The following is a 21,939-nucleotide window of genomic DNA, read 5'->3' on the forward strand; positions in this document are numbered from 1 at the left end:
CCCGGCACGACAGCTCCCGCACCCGCCCGTACGACACCCGGCCCCCCGGCGTCACCAACGCCGTACGCCCCGGATCGACCCCGTCCAGGAAACGCGCGGAGATATTGAATTCGGCGGGATAGGAGCCGCCTTCGGGAATTGCCGGAAGGGGCGGGCTGCTGAGGATCGTCATTTTCCAGCACACCTTTTCTCGAACCGGAATTGTTCGTCACGCACCACTCACCGTGCTCCTCGACGACCCCCGCGACCAGGCGAATCGGCGGCAGCAAGATGCCCGCAGCTGTCACCTTCCTGCCACCGCACGGCAACACCCGAGCGACCGTCAGGGGGCGTTATCGCAGATTGCTGAATATGCCGCCGCGCGTTGACCTGGCCCTGGCGCGGCGTGCTTCACTTGTCCTGCACCGGCATGTGCTTGTCCGCAGACACGAGCCAGTGCCGGACACCGGGGCAGCCGGGGCGGCCTCGCCGCCGGAGGTCCCAATCACGGTCCGGGGTCCGTGACGAGGAGGGACGGATGGCGACTACCCCTGGAGTCTCCCGGCCGGCGACCGCGGGCAAGTCCTGGTCGCCCGGGCCCGCCGGTGAGGTCGCCGAATGTCTCGGCGGCGGGGTGCACCTCGCCTACGCCGAAGGGCCGGTGTCCGGATCCGTCACCGTCGCCGCCGCCTTCACTCCGGAGGCCGCGCTGGCCCGGGCGCGCACGCGCGCCGCCGCTCTGGACGCCCTGCACGAGGTTCCGGCGAGCCTTCCGGCCTCGCCGGCCGCCCGGCGGCTCACCCTCGCCGACTTCATGGTGGAGCCGCCCGCCGACGACACCCCCGCCCGCGTGCCGGGTGTCGGCCTGCTCAGCGGCGACGAGTACCTGCTTCCCGCCGAGGTCGTCCAGATCGGAGGGCGTGACGGCGGGGTCGAGCCGACGACGGTGGGAGTGGTGGAGGAGGACGTCTCCGCGGCGGTCGCCGACCTCCTCGCGCACGACGTGGTGATCCGATGGTGGGAGAGCCCGCGGATCCCGCTCCTGCGGATCTCCGAGCATCTGGGCGGGCTGCTCCCGCCCGGTCTGCTGTCCGCCGCGCGCACGCTGGGCCTGCGGATTCCGGCGTTCGTGCTCCCGGGCGCCGACTTCCGGATCGGCCTGGTGGGGGTGAGCGGCGAGGGCACGACGGTGGCCGCGGCGGCGGGCCGCACGGTCGAGATCGCGATCGGCGAGGCCTTCCTGCGGGCGATGGCGGCCCGGGCCCAGCCGTGGGTCACGTTGCCCGCGACGGACTCCCTGCGGCGCCTCACGGTCTGGCACCGGGAGGCCGACTACCTCGCCTACCTGGAGCGCTCGGCCGTCGACGCCGACCCCGCCGCGCTCGACGACGCCGTGCTGTGGGAGAGCGCGCTCGACTGGCCGGACATCGCCTGCCGCCGCTTCGGGCACGAGCCGGTCGTCGTCGGGCCGGGCACGCCCGCCGGGCCGGTCAAGGTGGTCTGCCCGGGCGCCGCCTGCTACCGGACCGCTCCGCCCGGCTTCATGCTGCCCTGCCCTGTGCCGTGAGGAGCCCGTCCACCATGTCTCCCCGTCCGCGGGAGCGGGCGCTTCCCGGCGCGCTCACCCGTCCCGCCGCGCCTCCCGACCGGGTCATCCGGTACGGAGACCACCCCGACCAGATCATCGACGTACGGCAGGACGGGGACCGCCCGGATGCGCCCGTCGTCGTCCTGCTGCACGGCGGGTTCTGGCAGGCGGCGTACGACCGGTGTCACACCCGGCCGATGGCGGACGAGCTGGCCCGCAACGGCTACGTGGTGTGCACGCCGGAGTACCGCAGGATCGGCCAGCCGGGCGGTGGTCACCCCGGAACCTTCGACGACGTGGCGGCCGCGGTCGACGCCGTGCTGGCCGATCCTCCCACCGGGGGCGGCGTCGTGCTCGCCGGTCACTCGGCCGGGGGTCACCTGGCGCTGTGGTCGGCGCTGCGGCACCGCCTGCCCGCCACGTCGCGCTGGCAGGCGCGGCCGCGGATCCGGGGGTGCGTGGCGCTGGCGCCCATCGCCGACCTCGGCCGCGCGATCGAGCTGGGGCTGGGCGACGGCGCCGGCCGCGAGCTGCTGGCCGATCGGCTCGGCCTGCTGGCGGACACCGACCCGATGCGGCTGCTGCCGTCCGGGCCGGGCACGCTCGTCCTCGTGCACGGGACGGCGGACCGGCTGGTGCCGGTCGAGCTCAGCCGCCGCTTCGCGGCAGGGGAGCCGTCCGCCACGCTGATCGAGCTGGAGGGCGCGGGGCACTTCGGGCTGATCGAGCCGCTGTCGCGGTCCTGGCCCGCCGTCCTGGACGCCATCGGCCTGGTCGCGGGCAGGGCGGCCCTGCCGAGACCTCCCAGGACCTAGTTCCTCCGGTCGCCGCGGTCGCCGTCGCGCTCGTACACCAGACACCACAGCATCCGGTTGAACTGCTCTCGCTCGTCGGGGTTCAGCGGGGTGAGGAAATCGTCGAGGGCCCCGAGCATGGCCGGGCCGAGCTTGTGCCGCAGCAGCGACTGTCCCTCGCCCGTGAGCGCGATCGCGTACTTGCGCCGGTCTCCGGGGTCGCGGGAGCGCCGCACGAGGCCGAGCCGCTCCAGCCCGTCCACCACGCTGACCATCGTCGTCCGGTCGATGCCGTGGCTGCGGGCGAGCTGCTGCTGGGATTGCGGGCCCATCGCGTCGATGGCGGTGAGCACGATGAAATCCTTCGACTTCAGCCCGAAGGGTTGCATCGCCGTTTCGAAGATCTCGGCGAAAAGGTTGGTGGCCTTGCTCATCAGAACGCTGGTGGAGCTGGACAGGAACCCGGGCGTGGACAGGTCGGCGGGTGCGGAGAGATTCGTGCGAGGGGAATCAGTGCTCACGTCTGTCCCTTCGATCGCCGTTTCCGGTCAGCTATGCGAGGGCGTCCGTACCAAGCAGGGCCTGCCATATATCGGAAGAGTGTCACACGTGTGTTTTGGGTCGCGCAATGGCGGACAGCGAATCGTCAGGTCTACTGATTGACACGCTTCCGATCGTCAGCAACACTGACGATATGGGAGGCGGAAGGTTGAGAGTGGTGTCCGCCCCCGGTGAGGAGAGACCATGTCGGTGGGAAAGCCGGAGAAGTCGGCGGGACGGTCCGGTTCCGTTGGCGGCATCACCTGGGACGAGGCGGCGGAGTCCCCGGTCGCCGCGGAAGCCGCCGAGGCGCCGGACGGACGGGAAGGCTGAGCGGTAGCCGGCGGAGGAAGGGATCCACGCGTGGAGGGAGACGGACGACTCGCCGCCCCGGTCTCGGGGCCGCTCGCCACGTCCGTCTGCTGGCTGCTCGGCGACGCGGCCCGCGAACTGACCCAGGAACTGGAGCGGGTTCTGCGGAAGGACGACCTGCGCTGGCGCGACTACGGCGTGCTCGTGGTCCTGGAGGCCGCCGGGCCGCTGTCGCAGCAGGAGATCGGGCGGCGCCTGTCCGTGGACCGGTCGACCATGGTCCACGTGATCGACGTGCTGGAGGAGCGGGGACTGGTGGCCCGCGCCCGTGACGCCGCCGACCGCCGGGCCTACTCCATCCGGCTCACCGACTCCGGCCGCGCGCTGCTCGTGGACGTGCTCCACCCCGCGACCGAGGCCGTACAGGAACGGGTCCTCGGCGGCCTGGCCGCCGAGGACCGGATGCACCTCAACCGTGTTCTTGCGCAGTTGGCGGCAGGTCGCTGACGGGGCAATTTGCGAGAAGGTACTGACTATCTACCTCTTGATAGTTTGGGAATACGCATATTGCCGTCGATCCCTTAGCGAGCGGGCTGGGCGCATGCCGGGAGGTGTGCCATGGACATTTCCGTCATCGGTGTCTCGCCCGAAGGGGTGGAGATCTACCGGTACTTCCTGCGGCACCGCGGCGAGGGAGTCGGCGACGCCCGTAAGGCGCTCGGCCTCGACCCCGACACGGTCGAGGCCGCCGTCGAGGAACTGGAGCGGCTGTCCCTGCTCGACCTCAGGGACCGGCACAGGGTGGTGGCCACCGAGCCGAGGGTCGGCATCGAGCGCCTCATCGAACAGCGCCTGAACGAGCTCAACGCGGAGATCCGGCGGGTGCTCGCGGCGAGGGACGCCATCGCCGTCTTCATGGAGGACCAGCAGCAGGGGGAGCGCACGGCGACCGCACTCGACATCGAGCGCGTGGAAGGGCTGGAGCGGGTCCGGGAGCGCCTGGACGACCTGGGTTTCTTCTGTTACAAGGAGACCCTCTGCCTGCATCCCGGCGGCCCGCTGTCCCGGGGCGCCATCGAGACGGCGATGCCGCTGGACACCCGCTCGCTGCGGCGGGGGCTCGCCGTCAAGGCGGTGTACCACCCCAAGGCGCTGGACGACTCCCTGATGGCCGCCTACCTCCGCGACATCGTCGGCCTCGGCGGCCAGGTGCGCATCACCGAGGAGCCGATGGACCGGATGGTGGTCTTCGACCGGAGCGTGGCCGTCGTGCCGATCCACCCGAAGGAGTCGGCCCGGGGCGCGCTGCTGGTGCGGGAGCCGGGACTGGTATCCCAGCTGGTCACCTATTTCGACGGCGTATGGGAAGCGGCCACGGATTTCCGCGAGTACACCGAGCCGTCGAAGGAACCGCCGCTGCTGTCCGATCTGGAAAGGCGGGTCCTGGCCGTCATGGCGACCGCCGACAAGGACGAGATCGCGGCCCGCGAAATCGATGTGTCCGTACGGACCTACCGCCGTTATGTGGCCGACCTGATGGCGCGGCTGGGCGCCGTCAACCGTTTCCAGGCGGCGCTGCGGGCCAAGGAAGAGAAGTGGATCTGACGCCGCGCGCGGTGTGAAGGCGTTGGGCTCGAAGTTGCGTTTCCGGCGTTTCCGCCGTGGGCCGGGCGTCCCCGGCCGTCGGCGTGCCGGTCTTTCACCGAATCGCGCCTGTGGATGCCACGGGTAGTGCAGCGGCGCGTCAGTCCCAGGTGGTGCCGTTGCCCTGGGAAGCGGAGTCCCACGTGGTGCCGTCCTCGTCGGCCGGCGCGCTGTCCCAGGTGGTGCCGTTGCCGTTGGCCGGCGCGCTGTCCCAGGTGGTGCCGTCGCCCTGGGGAGCGGAGTCCCACGTGGTGCCGAGGCGGCCAGCACGGGGGCGTCCCAGGTGGTGCCGCCCCCCTGCAGCCCGCCCATCCCGACGGCGCAGGCGATGGCGCCGGAGACGATCGCGATCGAGAGACGGGTGATGTTCATCGGCGAAGCAATCCGGGTGTTCATTTCTTCACTCTTTTCTGTGGGCTGTTTGTTCTCGCACCATCGACTCTGCGGTTCGCACAGCCCCGGAACCAGGCAATCCGGCGGCAGCAAGGTGCCGGGCGGTTGCAGTTTCCTGCCACGGTCTCCGGGATGACCGCCGTGGCGGCGTCCGCATGCTGCCCCCCGGGGTGCGGCGCATCTGTCCGGCTGCCCCGGAAAGGCCCGGCTCATTCCGGTCCCCGTCCGCTTTCCGACAATCCGGTAAGACCGGCCGCACGGTGGTCAAAGCACACACAGAGATGACAGTCCGGAGGCGCCCGTCCTTGACTGGAAGGAATTGAAAGGAGTCGGCGAAATGCTGGTCACCGTCACCGGTGGGACCGGGTTCCTGGGCGCCCACACCGTTGCCGGGATCCTCCGGGCGGGTCATCGGGTCCGCCTGCTCGTGCGCGACCCGTCCACGGTGGACCGGGCGCTGGCGCCGCTCGGCGCCGACCTCGGCGCCGTCGACGCGGTGCCGGGCGACGTCACCGACGAGGCTGCTGTGGCGCGGGCGGTGCGCGGCGCCGACGCCGTGCTGCACGCCGCCTCGGTGTACTCCTTCGACAGCAGGCTGCGCCCGGTGATGCGGCGGGTCAACGAACACGGGACGGAGGTCGTGCTCGGGGCCGCCCGCCGGGCCGGCGCGTATCGGGTCGTCCACGTCTCCAGCGTGGTGGCGATGTTCCCCGCGGCGGGACGCGTGATCGACGAGCGCTCGCCGGTCGGCCGTCCCCGGGACACGTACATGGCGACCAAGGCCGCGGCGGAGGCGGTCGCCCGGCGGCACCAGCGCGAGGGCGCGCCGGTGGTGATCACCTACCCGCCGGCCCTGCTCGGCCCGCACGACCCGCGTCTGGGCGACCAGACGTCCCGGATGCGCGACGCGCTGCGCGGGCTGATGCCGATCTGGCCCCTGGGCGGATTCCCCGTGGGCGACGTACGGGACACCGCCGCGCTGCACGCCCGGCTGCTCGGCATGCCGGAACCCGGCGCCGGCCGTCTCTTCGGACCGGGCCGTTACGTCTCCACCCGCGAGTACGTGCGCACGTTGCGCGAGATCACCGGGCGGGCCCTTCCCACGGCTTTCCTGCCTGCCCGGATGATGCTCCCCGTCGGACGCCTCACCGACCTCGTGCAGCGCGTCGTGCCCTGGCACATCCCCGCCGAGTACGGCGCCATCTACACCTGCGCGTGCGCGACCCGGCCCGCCGAGGGGGTCGACACCCTCGGGATCGAGGCCCGCCCGCTCGCCGAGACCTTCGCCGACACCGTGCGCTGGCTGCGCGACCACGGCCACCTGTCCGCCCGGCAGGCCGGTCTCGTCGGACAGGCGGGTCCGGCCGTGCCGCGGGGAGCGTCCCGGAGGGCGCCCGCCGGCCACGCCGGGACCCTCGTCCTCGACGGAGAGGAGCGTTCATGACGATCACCAACGACCCCGTTCTGCTCGGCCTGCCCCGGCAGCCGGGAGAGGGCGCTGCGGCCGGGCCCCCGCGTACGGGCGACCGGGGTGAGGCGGGCCGGCGGCAGGAGCCGGAGGCGCGGACCGTCCCCACGATGCGGTCCCTGCGCGAGCGGCGCGACGCCCTGCGTGACGACATCGTGACCGGCAACCCCGCCGCGGTCGACCGGCAGCACTCGCTCGGCAAGCTGACGGCCAGGGAACGGCTCGGCCTGCTGCTGGACGAGGACTCGTTCGTCGAGATCGACATGTACCGCCGGCACCGGGCGCACGGCCTGGGCCTGGAGGAGCGCCGCCCGCACACGGACGGCGTGGTGACGGGCTCGGGGACGATCCACGGCCGCCGTGTCTTCGTCTACGCCCAGGACTTCACCATCTTCGGCGGCTCGCTGGGCGAGGCCCACGCGCTCAAGATCCAGAAGGTGATGGACCTCGCCGTCTCCACCGGGAACCCGTTCATCGGCCTCATCGACAGCGGCGGCGCCCGCATCCAGGAGGGCGTGCTGTCGCTGAACGGCTACGGCGGCATCTTCCAGCGCAACGTCCAGGCGTCCGGCGTGATCCCCCAGATCAGTGTGGTGCTCGGGCCGTGCGCCGGGGGAGCCGCCTACTCGACGGCGCTGGCCGACTTCACCTTCATGGTGCGGGACACGGCCCAGCTCTACCTGACCGGCCCCGACGTCGTGGAGGCGGTGAGCGGGGAACGGGTCACGCACGCGGAGCTGGGCGGCGCGCAGGTCCACGCCCGGCGGTCGGGGATCGCCACGTTCGTGCACGACGACGAGGAGAGCTGCCTGGAGGACGTCCGCTATCTCGTCTCGATGCTGCCCGCCAACAACATGGAGCCGCCGCCCCGCGGGCCGTCCAGGGACGCCTCCCGCGATTCGCGGCCACGGCTGGCCGAGCTCGTCCCCGCCGACCCCAAACAGCCGTACGACATACGCGAGGTGATCGCGGAGATCGTGGACGACGGGGAGTTCCTGGAGCTGCACGAGGCGTGGGCGCGGAACGTCGTCTGCGCGCTCGCCCGTGTCGACGGCGAGGTCGTCGGCCTGGTCGCCAACCAGCCCATGGTGCTGGCCGGGGTGCTCGACGTCGACGCATCCCAGAAGGCCGCGCGGTTCGTCCGGTTCTGCGATGCCTTCAACATCCCGCTCGTGACCCTGGTCGATGTGCCCGGCTTCCTGCCCGGCACCGGCCAGGAACACGCCGGCGTCATCCGGCACGGGGCCAAGCTGCTCTACGCCTACTGTGAGGCGACCGTGCCCCGGATCCAGGTCATCCTGCGCAAGGCGTACGGCGGCGCGTACATCGTCATGGACTCCAGGTCCATCGGCACGGACCTGTCACTCGCCTGGCCCTCGAACGAGATCGCGGTGATGGGCGCCGAGGGCGCGGTCAACGTCGTCTACCGCAAGGAACTGGCCGCCGCCGGCGACCCGGCCAGGCGGCGCGCGGAACTGATCGACACCTACAGGGGGGAGCTCGCCCACCCCTACTTCTCCGCCGAGCGGGGCCTGGTCGACGACGTCATCGACCCCGCGGACACCCGCTCGGCCGTAGCCCGCGGCCTGGCCATGCTGCGCGACAAGCGCGGGCCCGTCGTACGGCGCAAGCACGGGAACGTGCCTCTGTAGTCCTGCCCGCCGTCCCCTGACGCCCGGAACCCGCCACCGGCGGGCCGGGCGTTTCGGCATGCCCTCGTAGCACCTCCGGATCTGACAGCTTGCGGTTACCCGCATGCAGCTTGCTGCCGCCTCCGCACCTGGTCTCCGGCACCGCCCCGAAGCACAGTGAAGGTGTCGGGTTCGCACGTCGGAGCGGCTGGAGGCGGGAGAAGGTTCGCAGGTCATGGTTTATCAACTGACGATGCGGCGGAGCGCGCCGTGGTCGGCACCCACCTCGCCGGTCGACGGGATACGCGTGCTGGCTCTTCTGCCGCGGCGATGGCAGAAGGACCTGAGCCAGGTGGCCGGCGAGATCGTGATCCGGATCAGCGCCGGCGAGGAGGCGACGAGCGAGGACGTCCACGCCGAGGTGGAGCGGGCCCTCGCCAGCTCTGAGGTCAGCCATCTGGAACTCGTGGCCTGCCGCCCGCTGGCGGCCGGGCCCCCCAAGTGAACGGGCCGAGGAGTGACCGGCGGGGCTTGACCGTCGGACATGACGTAGGAGAGGAGAAGGACCAATGGTTGTCTCTGTCTTGCAGGCGGGCGAGTGCCGCGTGTGGTGGGCGGATCCGCGGAACGAGACGATCGACACCCTGACCGAGCCGCTCAGCGTGGTGGAGCTGGAAAGGGCGGCGCGCTTCCGGCGCGACGCCGACCGCCGCCGGTTCCTGACCGGCGCCTGGCTGCTGCGAGTGGCGGCGGGGGCCCGGCTCGGAGTCGGTCCGGAGGACGTGGTGGTCGACCGGACGTGTCCCGACTGCGACAAGCACCACGCCGGCCGAGGATCGTGGCGGGCCAGGTCCGGTCCCTGCACGCTTCGATCTCCCACTCCGGCGACCGGGTCGCCGTGGCCCTGACCGCGGAGGCGCCGCTGGGGGTCGACGTGGAACAGGTGGAGTCCACGGGCTCGGTGGAGGATCTCGTGAAGTGCGCGCTCACCCCGAGCGAGCGCGACGCCGTGCTGAGGCTGCCGGAGTCCGAGCAGTACGAGGCCTTCGTACGCGTCTGGGTGTGCAAGGAGGCGGCGCTCAAAGCCACCGGGCACGGCCTGCGCGTCTCCCCGCACCTCGTGGAGTTCGACGTGGCGGAGGACCCGCCCGTCCTGCTGCGCTGGCCGCTGGACATCCCCCCGGAGACCGTGCGGATCCACCGGCTGGACCCCGGCCACGGATACGCCGCCGTCGTCGCGCTGCTGAGCGGGGACCGTGAGGTGGAGGTGCTGGAGTCGGCCCCGATCGAGCACGAGCCGCTCTCCGTTGACCCGTCCCGGCGGGCCGCGTAGAACCGGACAGCAGAGGGACATGAATTCTCGTGAAGACATTCGTTCTGATTCCGGGCCCCTGGATGGGGGCGTGGGCGTGGGAGCCGGTGGCGCGGCGGCTGCGCGGCTACGGCCACCGCGCTCTCCCGGTCACGCTGCCCGGACTGTCCCGCGCCGACACCGACGTCTCGGCGGTCGGGCTGGACACGCATGTGGGGACCGTCCTCGCGCTGCTGGAGGCGGAGGACCTCCACGACGTCGTCGTCGTGGGCCACAGCTACTCCGGCATCGTGGCCGGCCAGGCGGCCGACCGCGCCTTCCACCGGGTGGCGCGGACGGTGTTCGTCGAGGGTTTCCTGCCGCATCACGGCAAGTCGATGCTGCACGCCTTCCCCGAGCGCCAGCACGCCGCGGAGCTGCGACTCATCGAGGACAACAACGGACGCTGGCCGCCGCCCGACGCCCAGGTGGTGGCCGAGGGCCAGGGCCTGTCGCTGCGGCAGGCGCGGCAGATGACCGAGCGCTTCGTCGGCCACCCGGGGCGCACGATCGCCGAGCCCGCCGTCCTGACCCGGCCCCTGGAGCAGCAACGCGCCACCTACATCATCTGCTCGCTGGAACACTTCGGCGGCCGCATCGCCGACGACGTGCGCGCCATGCGCGGGCTGCCGAACTGGCGGTTCGAGACGCTCGACACCGGGCACTGGCCGATGATCTCGGCTCCCGCCCGGCTGGCCGAGGTGCTGCACCGGACCGCCGGATAGAGGCCTTCCGCCTCCGTCGGCGCGCCGCCCCGGTAATCGCCTGCATCCGGGGTAACTTCGGCATCATGGCCACCCGTACGTCCGGACAGGGGTCCGGCAAGCGCCCCGCGTCGCGCTCCGGATCCCGTACGGCTTCCCCGAAGCGATCCCCGGCGGGTTCCCGAGGCAGGGCGGCGCCCAGGCCCAGGCCCGCGCCCAAACGGCCGGTCGCCACCGGGCAGGACCCGATCAGCTGGTTCTTCCTCGTCATCGGCAAGCTCGTCATCGGCATGTGGATGCTGGTGGCGAACGGCGTGGGCGCGGCGGCGCGGGCGCTCGGGCAGGGAGCCCGCGACCTCGACCCCATGCACCGCCGAGACGGGCAGGGCCTGTCGGTGCTCGCGGGCGCCATCGTGCTCGCCGCCCTGACCTGGCGGGACACCAAGACGGGCTTCGCCGCGTTCGTCGACGCCGTGGTGCGCGGGACGGTGGGATCGCTCGCCTGGGCGGTGCCCGTGCTGCTCGCGGTGCTCGCCTGGCGGCTGCTGCGCCACCCCGACCAGAACGCCGAGACCGGCAGGATGGGCATCGGCTGGACCGCGCTGCTGGCCGGGATCCTCGGGATCGTGCACGTCGCCCACGGCACGCCGTACCCCTCAGGCGGGCCCAACGACGGCATGGACAACGTGTCGGCGGCGGGCGGCATGATCGGCTTCATCGTCTCGGCTCCGCCGTCGAGCATCCTGCCGGCGTTCATCACGATCCCGCTGCTGCTGATGCTGTCCGGTTTCGGCCTGCTGGTGATCACCGCGACCCCGGTGCACCGCATCCCCGAACGTCTCGCCGAGATCCAGCACATGCTCTTCCAGCGGCCGGAGGAGACCGGGGAGCGCCGCAAGGCCCCCGCGCCGGCCAGGAAGCGCACGCGCAAGCAGCAGGGCGGCGGGCGCGACGCGGCCGAGGGCGGCGACAACATCAAGCCGTACGACACGCCCGTGCTGTCGGAGAAGGACCACTCGCCGGAGATCGTCCCCGGCCTCGTGGACGACGTCGTGGAGTCGGCCGAGCCGACCGAGCCGGAGATATCCAAGCCGGCGCCCCAGCCTCCGCTGCCGACCCCCGCGCCGCGCAAGGTGGAGCAGCTCGTCCTGTCCAGCCAGGAGGGGCCCTACACGCTGCCGGACCTCACGCTGCTGCGGCCGGGCAGCGCGCCCAAGCAGGAGACCAAGGCCAACCGGACGGTCGTGAACGCGCTGACCAGCGTGCTGGAGCAGTTCTCCATCGACGCGCAGGTCGTCGGCTTCACCCGGGGTCCGACGGTGACCAGGTACGAGATCGAGCTGGGCCCGGCCGTCAAGGTCGAGAAGGTCACCGCGCTCACCAAGAACATCGCCTACGCCGTCAAGTCCGCGGACGTCCGGATCCTGTCTCCCATCCCCGGCAAGTCGGCGATCGGCGTGGAGATCCCCAACGTCGACAAGGACCTCGTGTCGCTCGGTGACGTGCTGCGCTCGCAGGTGGCCCAGGCCGACCACCACCCGATGATCGTCGGCCTCGGCAAGGACGTCGAGGGCCGCACCATCGTGGCCAACCTGGCCAAGATGCCGCACATCCTCATCGCCGGCGCCACCGGCGCGGGCAAGTCGACCTGCATCAACGGGCTGATCTCCTCGATCCTCCTGCGGGCCACGCCCGACGAGGTCCGCATGGTGCTGGTCGACCCCAAACGGGTCGAACTCAGCTCGTACGAGGGCATCCCCCACCTCATCACGCCCATCATCACCAACCCGAAGAAGGCCGCCGAGGCCCTCGAATGGGTGGTGGGCGAGATGGACCGGCGGTACGACGACCTCGCGGCCAGCGGCTTCCGGCACGTGGACGACTTCAACAAGGCCGTGCGCGCGGGCAAGCTGGTGCCGCCGCCGGGCAGCGAGCGGGTCTACCAGCCGTACCCCTACCTGCTGGTGATCGTGGACGAGCTGGCCGACCTCATGATGGTCGCGCCGCGCGACGTGGAGGACTCGATCGTCCGCATCACGCAGCTCGCCCGGGCCGCCGGCATCCACCTGGTCATCGCCACGCAGCGGCCGTCCGTGGACGTCGTCACCGGCCTGATCAAGGCGAACGTGCCCTCGCGGCTGGCGTTCGCCACCTCCTCGCTCGCCGACTCGCGGGTCATCCTCGACCAGCCGGGAGCCGAGAAGCTCGTCGGGCAGGGCGACGCCCTGTTCCTGCCGATGGGCGCGAGCAAGCCGATGCGGCTGCAGAACGCGTTCATCTCCGAGAAGGAGATCGCGGAGGTCGTCGCCCACTGCAAGGCCCAGATGCAGGCCGAGTATCGGGAGGACGTCGCCGCGCCCGCCGCCACGAAGCGGGAGATCGACGAGGAGATCGGCGACGACCTCGACCTGCTGATCCAGGCCGCGGAGCTGATCGTGTCGACCCAGTTCGGCTCCACGTCCATGCTCCAGCGCAAGCTGCGTGTCGGCTTCGCCAAGGCCGGGCGGCTGATGGACCTGCTGGAGAGCCGCAACGTGGTCGGCCCGAGCGAGGGGTCCAAGGCTCGCGAGGTGCTGGTCAAGCCCGACGAACTGCCCGGCCTGCTCGCCGAGTTGCGCGGGGAGACCGGCTGAACGCCGGCCTGATCGCGGACGTGCCGTCCGTGATCAGGCCCGTTCGGGCGCCGCGCTCTCCGGCGCGCCCGCTGGGAAGGCGGCCTCGGCCTCGGGCGCGGGCCGGTGCGCCACGCCTTCGTACCGCTGCCGCATCTCGGTCCCGCCGCGGGCCCGGCCGCGAGACCGTAGCCGGCGCCGTCGACCCGCTCGCCGGTGTGGGCGTCGACGACCACGGGCTCGGCCTCCCGGCCGGTTCGCGCGTCGACGAGGATCATCGACCGCTCCTGCGGGGCCAGTTGCGCGTTGCGCCACGCGGCCATCGCGACGAGCACCGGCCGCAACGATCGCCCGAGGTCGGTGAGCACGTACTCGTACCGGACCGGCCGCTCCTGGTAGGGCCTGCGTTCCAGGATGCCGCGATCGACGAGGCCCTTCAGCCGGGCGGTGAGCATGCTCGACGACAGGCCGGTGTTGGCCTGGAACTCGTCGAACCGGGTGTAGCCGTCGAAGCAGTCGTGCAGGATCAGCACCGTCCACCACTCGCCGACGATGCCCAGCGTCGCGGACAGCCTGGCCGCCGTACGACTCGACCGGGCGATCGTGCCGTCGATGCTCGCCGCCGGCCGCGGCGCGATCGTGCACGTGGCCTCCATCCAGGCACGCATGCCCCTGTGGAACGGCACGCTCGGGTACGCCGCGGCGCGTCTGCTTCGCCGAGGCCGCACACGTCGCCGACGACGGGCGCGACTATCGGGGAACAGGCGAGATCAGAAGGTGGCTCGACCGCGTAGCGGGCGAGTACACCTACACCGTGACGCCGCTGTCCGCCCACGCCGGCGGCGTGGCCGGGCGGACGATCGTGACCTGCCGGTTGGAGGGAACGTTCCCCGGCAGTCCCGTCGAGCTCGACTACCGGTTCGACCTCGACGGCGCGGAGCGGATCGCCCGGCTGGAGATCGTGGCCCACGACCCGTACGCGGGCGGCTGAGCCGCGTTCCTCTCGTCTCGCCCTGAAACCGGTGCGAAGGTGACAGGGTAGTTGCTCCGAGTCCACCAATGGGTACCCTCCGTAGTCAGTTGCTGATTGAATGTGACTAACTACGCATCGTGGGGCGAGCTGGAAGACGGTGCGGTTGAAGACAGGGGGGCGGAACGATGAGCGTTGGTGCTGTTTTGGCCGAAGCCCGTGAGCGCGCCGGACTGACCGTGCGTCAGCTCAGCGAGCGCACGCGGATCCGCGAGACCGTCATCGAGCGCTTCGAGCGGGACGACTTCTCGGTGGGCGACTTCTACGCGCGCGGGCACATCCGGACCATCGCCTCCGACCTCGGCCTCGACCCGGACGAGATCCTGCGGCAGTACGAGCAGGAGAACGCCGACAACGCGTCACCGGTCAAGGCGTCGGCGGTGTTCAGGGGCGACGTGGGCGAGCGGGCCCGCAGGGCCCCGGGGTGGACGAAGGCCGTCGCGGTCGCCCTGGCCATCGTCGCGGTCGTCGTGGTCGCGCGGATCCTCGGGGGCTCCGGCGGGAAGACGGGCCCGACGGCCGCCCAGCTCCCGGTGACCGCGCCGCACGCGCACTCGCGTCACGAGAAGGGCCACGAGAAGAAGACCCTGGAGGAGGCCGTCGCGCCCGGCCTCGTGGTCATGAAGGTCACCGCGCGCAAGGCGGCCTACCTCAACGTGAGGGACGCCAAGGGCCACGAGATCTTCCAGGGGACGCTGCCCGAGGGGAAGACCACGACCTATTCGGCCAAGGACCGGATGCGGGTGACCATCGGCGACGCGGGGGCGGTCAGGCTGGAGGTCAACGGAAGGGACCTCGGCACGCCGGGCAAGGACGGCCAGATGATCCGGCGGACCTTCGACGCGGGCGGCCCGAGTCCCCGTTAATCGCCGACTGCCGATACCGTAGTTCGCATCATGTCTTCTCGCCGAACCGTATCGCTGATCACGCTGGGCTGCGCCCGCAACGAGGTCGACTCCGAGGAGCTGGCCGCGCGGCTGGAGGCCGCCGGCTGGCATACCGATGACGACGATCCCGACATCGTCGTCGTCAACACGTGCGGCTTCATCGATTCGGCGAAGAAGGACTCGATCGACACCCTGCTCGCCGCGGCCGACTCGGGCGCGAAAGTGGTCGCGGCGGGCTGCATGGCCGAACGCTACGGCGCGCAGCTCGCGGACGCCCTGCCCGAGGCGACCGTGATCTCGTTCGACGACTACGCCGAGATCGGGGAGCGTCTCGACGACGTCCTCGCGGGCAGACCGCTGGTCCCGCACTCGCCGCGGGACCGCCGCACGCTCCTGCCGATCACGCCGGTGGAGCGCTCGGCCGCCCGGGCCCACATTCCCGGTCACGCCCAGGAGGACCCGCTGCCGGAGGGCGTCGCCCCCGCAAGCGGCCCGCGCATGCTGCGCAAGCGGCTCGGCTCCGGGCCGGTGGCCTCGCTGAAGCTCGCGTCCGGCTGCGACCGGCGCTGCACGTTCTGCGCGATCCCGGCCTTCCGCGGCTCGTACGTCTCGCGCCGGCCGGAGGACCTGCTCGCCGAGGCCGCCTGGCTGGCCGGTCAGGGCGTCAAGGAGCTCGTGCTGGTCAGCGAGAACTCCACGTCGTACGGCAAGGACCTGGGCGACCTGCGCGCGCTGGAGAAGCTGCTGCCCCCGCTGGCCGCGACCGAGGGCATCGAGCGGGTGCGGGTCAGCTACCTGCAGCCCGCCGAGCTGCGGCCCGGGCTGCTCGACGTGATCGCCTCCACCGAGGGGGTCGCGCCCTACTTCGACCTGTCCTTCCAGCACGCCAGCGGGACCGTGCTGCGGCGGATGCGGCGCTTCGGCGACCCCAAGCGGTTCCTCGACCTGCTCGCGCAGATCCGTGACCGCGCGCCCGAGGCGGGCGTCAGGTCCAACTTCATCGTGGGGTTCCCGGGGGAGACCCAGGAGGAGTTCGACGAGCTGGTGGGCTTCCTCGAGGAGGCCAGGCTGGACGTCATCGGCGTCTTCGGCTACTCCGACGAGGAGGGCACCGAGGCGTACGGCTTCGAGGGCAAGCTCGACCAGGACGTGATCGACGAGCGGGTCGCGATCCTCACCGAGCTCGCCGAGGAGCTGACCGCCCAGCGGGCCGAGGAGCGAATCGGCACCGAGCTGGAGGTCCTGATCGAGGAGGACCTCGGCGACGGCGGATACGAGGGCCGGGCGGCGCATCAGGGCCCCGAGGTGGACGGAGCGGTCACGGTCCAGGGGATCGGCCTGGTCCCCGGCCAGATCGTCCAAGCGGTCGCCGTCGACTCCGAGGGGGTCGACCTCATCGCCCGGATCAAGGCAGGCACATGACGGAGCGCGGTGAGCCACCGGTGGACGTGGCGGGCCCGGGAGAGATGACACCGGAGCCCGCGGCGCCACCGGTCGCCGCCGTGCCCGCCGCCGTGCCCGCCGTGCCGGTGGCGGCCCCGGCGCCCGAGCCGCCGTCCGCCGGCGTGGCCGGAGAGAGCGCCGCGGAGGCCGCCGTAGAGGGCGCGGTGCGCCGCGTCAGCACCTGGAACATCGCGAACGCCCTGACCATCGCCCGGCTGGCGATCGTCCCCGTCTTCACCGTCTTCCTGTTCGTCGAGGGGGAGGGCTGGCGTCTGGCGGCCCTCGGCGTCTTCCTGCTCGCGTCCCTCACCGACCAGCTCGACGGCTGGCTCGCCAGGAAGTACGCGCTGATCACCGACTTCGGGAAGATCGCCGACCCGATCGCGGACAAGGCGCTGATCGGCGCCGCGCTGCTCAGCCTGTCGTACCTCGGTGAGATCCCGTGGTGGGTCACCGTGGTGATCATCGCCCGCGAGGCGGGAGTGACGCTGCTGCGCTTCCTCGTGATCCGGCACGGGGTTATCCCGGCCAGTTACGGGGGCAAGGTGAAGACCGTGTTGCAGATCGTGGCCATCGCCCTCTACGTCGTGCCGGGCGTGCCCGACCTGGTCAGGTGGGCGGCCATGGGCCTCGCCCTTGTGGTCACGGTGGGGACCGGAGCCGACTACGTGGTGCGGGCGGTGCGGCTGCGGCAGGTGGCGAGGAGCGCGCGAAGCGGATGATGGGTGTGGCGAGCGAGGTGCTGTCCCTGCTGGTCCGTCAGGGCGCGACGGTCGCCGTGGCGGAGTCGCTCACGGGCGGCCTGATCGGGGCCGCGATGACCGGTCCGATGGGGGCCTCGGCCGCCTTCCGGGGCGGGGTGATCGCCTACGCCACGGACCTCAAGGCGAGCCTCCTCGACGTCCCGTCCGATCTCCTCGAGAGGGAGGGGGCGGTGCACCCCGGCGTGGCCGCGGCCATGGCCACCGGAGTGCGCAAGCTCACAGACTCCGACTACGGCCTGGCGGTGACCGGGGTCGCCGGCCCCGATCCCCAGGACGGCAAACCGGTCGGCACGGTCCACGTCGCCCTGGCCGGACCGGGAGAGCGCCTCTGGCATCGCGACCTGCGCTTGACCGGAGACAGGGACACGATCAGAACTGCCACCTGTCAGGAGGCGTTGACCCTGCTGGAAGGTGTGCTGAAGGCAAATTTGGGGGAACATTCGGGGTGATTACCGCGTTACGTCCCCAGCGAACATGCTCGCCTCGGTCTGCCGCGGTGTCGCCCTCTACAGGTACGGTGGAGCTGTGAGTGAGGTCCGTGAGCCATCGGCGAGGAGCAAGACAGGCGCACGCCCGGCGAAGGGGCCGAGCGAACCCATGATGACGGCGAGGCGTATGTACGAAGGGCAGATGAAGAAGGGGCGACATGAGCCCACCGCGAGAGGCGTCGTGAAGGCGCCCCCCTTGGGGAGGGAGCGACAGATGATCCTGCTGCGTCAGCTGCTCGGTGACGTACTGCGGCGGCTGAGGGTGCGGCAGAATCGCACCCTTCGCGAGGTCTCCACTCTGGCGCGTGTCTCACTCGGCTATCTGTCCGAGGTCGAGCGCGGTCAGAAGGAAGCCTCTTCCGAGCTGCTCGCCTCGATCTGCGGCGCGCTCGGAGTCCCGCTGTCCCAGGTGTTGCGCGAGGTGTCCGATCAGTTCGCGCTGGCCGAACTGCAGGCCGCCCCCGTGCTGGCAGAGCTGCCCGAGCACGAGCGCCTGCCCATTCCCGAGACCGTCCCGTCAGGGCCGGAATTCGAGGGCTTCCCCGAGGTCAAGGACATGGTCGCCGCCTAGGCGGCGTCTCGGCGCCCCGCAGTGCCGGCGGACGGCGTCACCGCGACTTCGCCTGACCGTCTCCGAGACTTCATAAATCACGGCCCCCGTAAGACACGCCCGGCATGGATGTCAGGCGTGGCCCGCGCTCGCAGTCCGGGTCGCCCGGACCCGGGTCGCCCTGTCCCGATCCCACGGGCGGGCGCCTGGCCCCCGCCGCAGGCCCGTTTCCGTTCCCGACGTGTCCGTTCGGCCGCGTTCCCGCTTCGTCGCGCTCGCCGGGCCTCTCGTCCCCTTGCGGCCTCCCGGCCCCATCCCCGGCTTCCGTCCTGGAGCCGTCCTCGCTCCCAGCGCGCGGCCTGACGTACGGCCGGTCAATCCCGCTGGCAGGCGGGGCACCAGTAGATCAGCCGCTCGGCCGGCTGTGGTCCCATCTCTCCGCCGCTGATCGGGCCGCCGCAGCGACGGCACGGGCGACGTGCCCTGCCGTACACGAGCAGCGACCGTCCGGGGCGTGGATCGCCCGTCGTCACCGGGAGCGGCGCGTCCTTGCTCGCGTCCATCAGACGGTGGGCGACCGAGACCAGCTCCTCCAGATCGTCCGGCGGAATGGACCCCACCGGACGCCACGGGGACACCCGCGCGGCGTACAGCGTCTCGGCCCGCCAGATCGTGCCGATGCCCGCCAGGTCGCGCTGGTCGAGCAGCGCCTCCCCGATCGACCGCTGCGGGGCGCGCAGCAGGTTCCGTACGGCCAGGGCGGCGTCCCAGTCCGGCCCGAGCAGGTCCGGGCCGAGATGGCCCACGACCCGCTCCTCACGGTCGGTGGGCACGAGATCGACCATCCCCAGCCGCGTGCCGACGGCCTGCCACTGGGCGTTGGCGAGGATCAGCCGGACCACGTCGCCCCTCGGCGCCGGGCGGCCCGCCGGGCCCACCCGCCAGCTTCCCTCCATGCGCAGGTGGGTGTGGACCGTGAGCCCGCCCTCCACCCGGGTCAGGAGGTGCTTGCCGCGCGAGACCGTCGTCAGCACGGTCCGGCCGCGCAGATCGGCGGTGGCGTACCTGGGCACCCGGAAGTCGCTGCGGGTCAGCCTCCGGCCGTCGAGGGCCTGCCTGAGCCGCTTGGCGGTCCGGTAGACGGCATCACCCTCCGGCACGGCTCTCCTCCCGGGAGGATCGGGTACAGGCGGCTCACACCGGCATGTGCGAGTCCCACGCCGCCGGGTCGGCGGCGAGCTCGGTCACCCGGGGCGGCAGCTCGCCCTTGGCGATCTGCTCCAGGGTGACCTCCTCGAGGATGGCCCGCTCACTCGCCCGCAGCGCGATCCACACCTGCTGCAGAGCCTGGGCGGCGCCCTGGTAGCCGACGTGCTCGGGCCGCTCGCCCCGCACGTTGGCCAGCGGCCCGTCCACCGCGCGGATCACGTCGGCGAGCGAGATCTGACTGGCCGGCCGTGCCAGGACATAGCCCCCCTCTGGGCCCCGCTGCCCGCGCACCAGTCCGGCGCGGCGCATCTGCAGCAGGATGTTCTCCAGGTATTTGGGGGGCATCTCCTGCTCCTTGGCCAGCTCGCCCACCGTGGTGGGTCCCTCACCCGCCGCGGCGAGTTCGGCGGCGGCGCGGAGGGCGTAGTCGACACGGGCAGAAAGTCGCATGTAGTCGATTATCCCGCCTGGTTGGCATCGGTAGGACGCCCGCCTGCCAACACGGCCCGGCCGGGCCTATTTCAGGCGCAGCCGTACGACGAGCGGGAGGTGGTCGGAGAACGGCACCCGGGGCGCGTCGGCCGCCACCGCGGTGAGTCCATCCGAGATCAGCACGTGGTCGATGCGCCGCACGGGGGCGTCGGCGGGAGAGGTCGGCGGGTCGCCGAGCGCCCGCAACGGGTCGGACAGGCCCGCGGCCTCCAGCACGCGCATCTGGGGGTCCGACGGCGTCGTGTTGAGGTCTCCCGCCACGATCACCGGTCGCGGACCGGCCACCCCGACCCCGGGCGGGAGGGTGTTCGCGGCGAGCCGCCGGACGATCGCCGCCACCTCGGGCGCCTGCCCGCGCGGCTCCTGCAGGTGGGTGTTCACGATCCCCACCTCGTGGTCGCCGACCTCCAGCACGATCGACTGGGCCTGGGCGCCGGTCGGGTATCCGTGCCGCCCCAGCCGGGTCGAGCCGATCTCGGCGACGGGCAGGTTCGTGAGCAGCGCGTCGCCCCAGAGGCGGTCCGCGGCGGGGGCGAAGTAGTAGCGCATGCCCAGGCCGCGGGCGATCCTCGCCAGGTCGTCGTGCCCGCCGTTGAGCAGCCAGCCCCGGTCCACCTCGCTGAGCAGCACCACGTCGGGACGCCGGGCGGCGGCCCAGGCGGCGACGCGGTCGAGGTCGAGCCGCCCGCCGAGCCCGAAGCCCATCCGGATGTTGTACGCCACGAGTGTGAACTCGTCACCGGTGATCGTCCTCGTAGCGGGCGGCGACTGCCAGGTGAGGAAGCCGGCCAGCAGGGCCGACGACAGTGCGATCGAGCCCCATCGCCGCGGCGCCCGCCGTACCGGTGCCGTCCGGTGCCGCCGGCCCGCGCGTACGGCGACGGCGGCGACCAGAACGGCGACCGCCACCGGGACCAGCGCGTTGGGGAACCCCAGGTCGGCGTCGAAGGCCGCGTAGTAGAGGAACGCCCCGGCCAGGAACACGAGCATCCCGCCCAGCACCGCGACGCCCCCACGCCCGCCCGCGGTGGTGTCCGCCTGCTGTCCGGCGGCGCCGGCGCAGGCCCCGAGGGCGACCGCCGTCACGAGAGCCGGCAGGCCCTGCACGCCGGTCTCCGCCGCCGCCACCCCGGCGACGAGGAAGAGCCCGGCGGTCCAGCCCCACGACGTGGTCCAGGCGTAGACGACGGCCGCGCACAGCGCCACGACCTGGAGCGCGACCGCCAGGGCCGTGAAGGGCGCACTGTGCTGCCCGGTGTCCTGCGCGAGTACGGCCGGGCCGCCGCAGTACATGCCCGCGAGCATGAGCATCGGGCCGAAGGCGAACCACACGGCCGCCGGGGCGGGGGCGGGCGACGCGGGCGAGAGCCGTACGGACCACAGGAAGGCGAGGCAGAGCGCGGCGACGGCGAGCCAGGGCAGCGGCCCGCCCCGCCAGACGAGGTCCACCCGGTCGAGGGCCAGATGGACGATCGAGGAGGCGGCCAGGCCGCCGATCAGCCCGGCCGGCACCCATGTGCCCGCCGCGTCCGCGCGCAGCCGTAGAGGAAGACCCAGGCCCGCCGTGACCCCGGCGGAGGCGAGCAGAAGCTGGGGCGTGCCCCCGTCCGCGGCCTGCAGGCCGAGCCGGGCCGCGACGAGCGCCACCGCGCCCGCCATCGTGACGACCCGGGGCGAGGTGAGCCGCGCCGCGGGAACGGCGGCGAACGGCAGGACGAACCACAGCGCGGCGTACAACCCCATGCTCGCGGGGTCGGTCTCGCCCGCCCTGCCGTACAGGGTGATGAGGGACGGCAGGAACACCCGCACCACGTCGAACAGGAGCGCGACGCCCGTGACGAGCATGACCAGTGGCCACGGGGGAGCGGGATGCCGGCGGGTCGGTGTGGTGTGCGGTTGCCTGGCCGTCTCGGTCATGGCGCTCACTTCGGACTCATATGAGCCATCCTCATGAAACATGGGAGCGTTACCAATCGTTCGACCTGGGGCGATCCCCCGCACTCGTCTGCTCGCTAAGCTTGCTTTAAACCTTGTTATTCATTCACGGGCGTGCATGACCG

Annotated in this window: 22 protein-coding genes and 1 pseudogene; 18 read left to right on the forward strand and 5 right to left on the reverse strand. The window is 71.9% G+C overall.

Annotated elements, in window-relative coordinates; genetic code table 11:
• Positions 1–517 precede the first annotated feature (517 nt).
• On the forward strand, positions 518–1,546 hold the full coding sequence (locus tag B1L11_RS00005) for a hypothetical protein (RefSeq protein WP_079311947.1): 1,029 nt from the start codon (positions 518–520) through the stop codon (positions 1,544–1,546).
• A gap of 14 nt (positions 1,547–1,560) precedes the next feature.
• Positions 1,561–2,382 (forward strand): S9 family peptidase, encoded by an 822-nt coding sequence (locus B1L11_RS00010; RefSeq protein WP_079311949.1) that lies wholly within the window; start codon positions 1,561–1,563, stop codon positions 2,380–2,382.
• On the opposite strand, the gene B1L11_RS00015 is transcribed toward B1L11_RS00010, so the two are convergent.
• Positions 2,379–2,882, reverse strand: a complete 504-nt coding sequence (locus tag B1L11_RS00015) for a MarR family winged helix-turn-helix transcriptional regulator (RefSeq protein ID WP_079311952.1) — start codon at positions 2,880–2,882, stop codon at positions 2,379–2,381. The two genes, B1L11_RS00010 and B1L11_RS00015, sit on opposite strands and share 4 nt — an antisense overlap.
• Before the next feature lie 223 nt (positions 2,883–3,105).
• On the opposite strand from B1L11_RS00015, the gene B1L11_RS49395 reads away from it, so the two are divergent.
• The 10 genes from B1L11_RS49395 (at position 3,106) to B1L11_RS00055 (ending at position 13,037) form a co-directional block, all read left to right on the forward strand.
• Complete coding sequence (locus B1L11_RS49395) at positions 3,106–3,234, forward strand: hypothetical protein (RefSeq protein ID WP_256862089.1); 129 nt, start codon at positions 3,106–3,108, stop codon at positions 3,232–3,234.
• 30 nt (positions 3,235–3,264) lie between these two features.
• Positions 3,265–3,720, forward strand: a complete 456-nt coding sequence (locus tag B1L11_RS00020; RefSeq protein WP_079311954.1) for a MarR family winged helix-turn-helix transcriptional regulator — start codon at positions 3,265–3,267, stop codon at positions 3,718–3,720.
• A gap of 111 nt (positions 3,721–3,831) precedes the next feature.
• Positions 3,832–4,818 (forward strand): DUF6879 family protein, encoded by a 987-nt coding sequence (locus B1L11_RS00025; protein WP_079311956.1) that lies wholly within the window; start codon positions 3,832–3,834, stop codon positions 4,816–4,818.
• A gap of 769 nt (positions 4,819–5,587) precedes the next feature.
• Positions 5,588–6,694 (forward strand): NAD-dependent epimerase/dehydratase family protein, encoded by a 1,107-nt coding sequence (locus B1L11_RS00030; RefSeq protein ID WP_079311958.1) that lies wholly within the window; start codon positions 5,588–5,590, stop codon positions 6,692–6,694.
• Between the two features lie 134 nt (positions 6,695–6,828).
• Complete coding sequence (locus tag B1L11_RS00035) at positions 6,829–8,370, forward strand: acyl-CoA carboxylase subunit beta (RefSeq protein ID WP_143736808.1); 1,542 nt, start codon at positions 6,829–6,831, stop codon at positions 8,368–8,370.
• Between the two features lie 214 nt (positions 8,371–8,584).
• Entirely contained in the window at positions 8,585–8,854 is a 270-nt protein-coding gene (locus B1L11_RS00040; RefSeq protein WP_079311962.1) for a hypothetical protein, read from the forward strand.
• A gap of 64 nt (positions 8,855–8,918) precedes the next feature.
• Positions 8,919–9,257: a hypothetical protein gene (locus B1L11_RS46355; protein WP_179154916.1), complete on the forward strand. Its 339-nt coding sequence runs from the start codon at positions 8,919–8,921 to the stop codon at positions 9,255–9,257.
• The gene (locus B1L11_RS46360; RefSeq protein ID WP_179154917.1) at positions 9,248–9,682 is read left to right on the forward strand and encodes a 4'-phosphopantetheinyl transferase superfamily protein; all 435 of its coding nucleotides are present in this window, start codon (positions 9,248–9,250) and stop codon (positions 9,680–9,682) included. Before B1L11_RS46355 ends, B1L11_RS46360 begins: the two co-directional genes overlap by 10 nt.
• Positions 9,683–9,711: 29 nt before the next feature.
• Positions 9,712–10,425, forward strand: a complete 714-nt coding sequence (locus B1L11_RS00050; protein ID WP_079311966.1) for an alpha/beta fold hydrolase — start codon at positions 9,712–9,714, stop codon at positions 10,423–10,425.
• A gap of 65 nt (positions 10,426–10,490) precedes the next feature.
• On the forward strand, positions 10,491–13,037 hold the full coding sequence (locus B1L11_RS00055) for a DNA translocase FtsK (RefSeq protein ID WP_079311968.1): 2,547 nt from the start codon (positions 10,491–10,493) through the stop codon (positions 13,035–13,037).
• 281 nt (positions 13,038–13,318) lie between these two features.
• Here B1L11_RS00055 and B1L11_RS54395 read toward each other — a convergent pair.
• Positions 13,319–13,684 (reverse strand): annotated as a pseudogene (locus B1L11_RS54395) (winged helix-turn-helix transcriptional regulator); the annotation flags it as partial.
• Between the two features lie 146 nt (positions 13,685–13,830).
• On the opposite strand from B1L11_RS54395, the gene B1L11_RS46365 reads away from it, so the two are divergent.
• From B1L11_RS46365 to B1L11_RS00085, 6 genes are all read left to right on the forward strand, one after another.
• Entirely contained in the window at positions 13,831–14,007 is a 177-nt protein-coding gene (locus B1L11_RS46365; protein WP_179154914.1) for a hypothetical protein, read from the forward strand.
• Between the two features lie 185 nt (positions 14,008–14,192).
• Entirely contained in the window at positions 14,193–14,912 is a 720-nt protein-coding gene (locus tag B1L11_RS00065) for a helix-turn-helix domain-containing protein (RefSeq protein WP_179154918.1), read from the forward strand.
• A gap of 30 nt (positions 14,913–14,942) precedes the next feature.
• Positions 14,943–16,355 carry a 30S ribosomal protein S12 methylthiotransferase RimO gene (rimO, locus tag B1L11_RS00070; RefSeq protein ID WP_079311972.1) on the forward strand — a complete coding sequence of 471 codons (1,413 nt, stop codon included), beginning with the start codon at positions 14,943–14,945 and terminating at the stop codon, positions 16,353–16,355.
• Positions 16,352–17,098, forward strand: a complete 747-nt coding sequence (gene pgsA / locus B1L11_RS00075; protein WP_079311974.1) for a CDP-diacylglycerol--glycerol-3-phosphate 3-phosphatidyltransferase — start codon at positions 16,352–16,354, stop codon at positions 17,096–17,098. The genes rimO and pgsA overlap by 4 nt, the downstream gene beginning before the upstream one ends.
• Positions 17,095–17,589, forward strand: coding sequence for a CinA family protein (locus tag B1L11_RS00080; protein WP_079311976.1), 495 nt, complete (start codon positions 17,095–17,097; stop codon positions 17,587–17,589). Before pgsA ends, B1L11_RS00080 begins: the two co-directional genes overlap by 4 nt.
• A gap of 253 nt (positions 17,590–17,842) precedes the next feature.
• Entirely contained in the window at positions 17,843–18,199 is a 357-nt protein-coding gene (locus B1L11_RS00085) for a helix-turn-helix domain-containing protein (RefSeq protein WP_079311978.1), read from the forward strand.
• 353 nt (positions 18,200–18,552) lie between these two features.
• Here the strand turns inward: B1L11_RS00085 and B1L11_RS00090 are convergent, their stop codons facing one another.
• The 3 genes from B1L11_RS00090 to B1L11_RS00100 all read right to left on the reverse strand — a co-directional run bounded on the left by B1L11_RS00090 (position 18,553) and on the right by B1L11_RS00100 (position 21,796).
• The gene (locus B1L11_RS00090) at positions 18,553–19,338 is read right to left on the reverse strand and encodes a DNA-formamidopyrimidine glycosylase family protein (protein WP_079311980.1); all 786 of its coding nucleotides are present in this window, start codon (positions 19,336–19,338) and stop codon (positions 18,553–18,555) included.
• Between the two features lie 34 nt (positions 19,339–19,372).
• Positions 19,373–19,837: an Rrf2 family transcriptional regulator gene (locus B1L11_RS00095; RefSeq protein WP_079311982.1), complete on the reverse strand. Its 465-nt coding sequence runs from the start codon at positions 19,835–19,837 to the stop codon at positions 19,373–19,375.
• Between the two features lie 66 nt (positions 19,838–19,903).
• Entirely contained in the window at positions 19,904–21,796 is a 1,893-nt protein-coding gene (locus B1L11_RS00100) for an endonuclease/exonuclease/phosphatase family protein (RefSeq protein ID WP_079311984.1), read from the reverse strand.
• Positions 21,797–21,939: the final 143 nt, after the last annotated feature.

It is taken from the genome of Microbispora sp. GKU 823, from assembly GCF_002027145.1.
Taxonomy (GTDB): Bacteria; Actinomycetota; Actinomycetes; order Streptosporangiales; family Streptosporangiaceae; genus Microbispora; species Microbispora siamensis.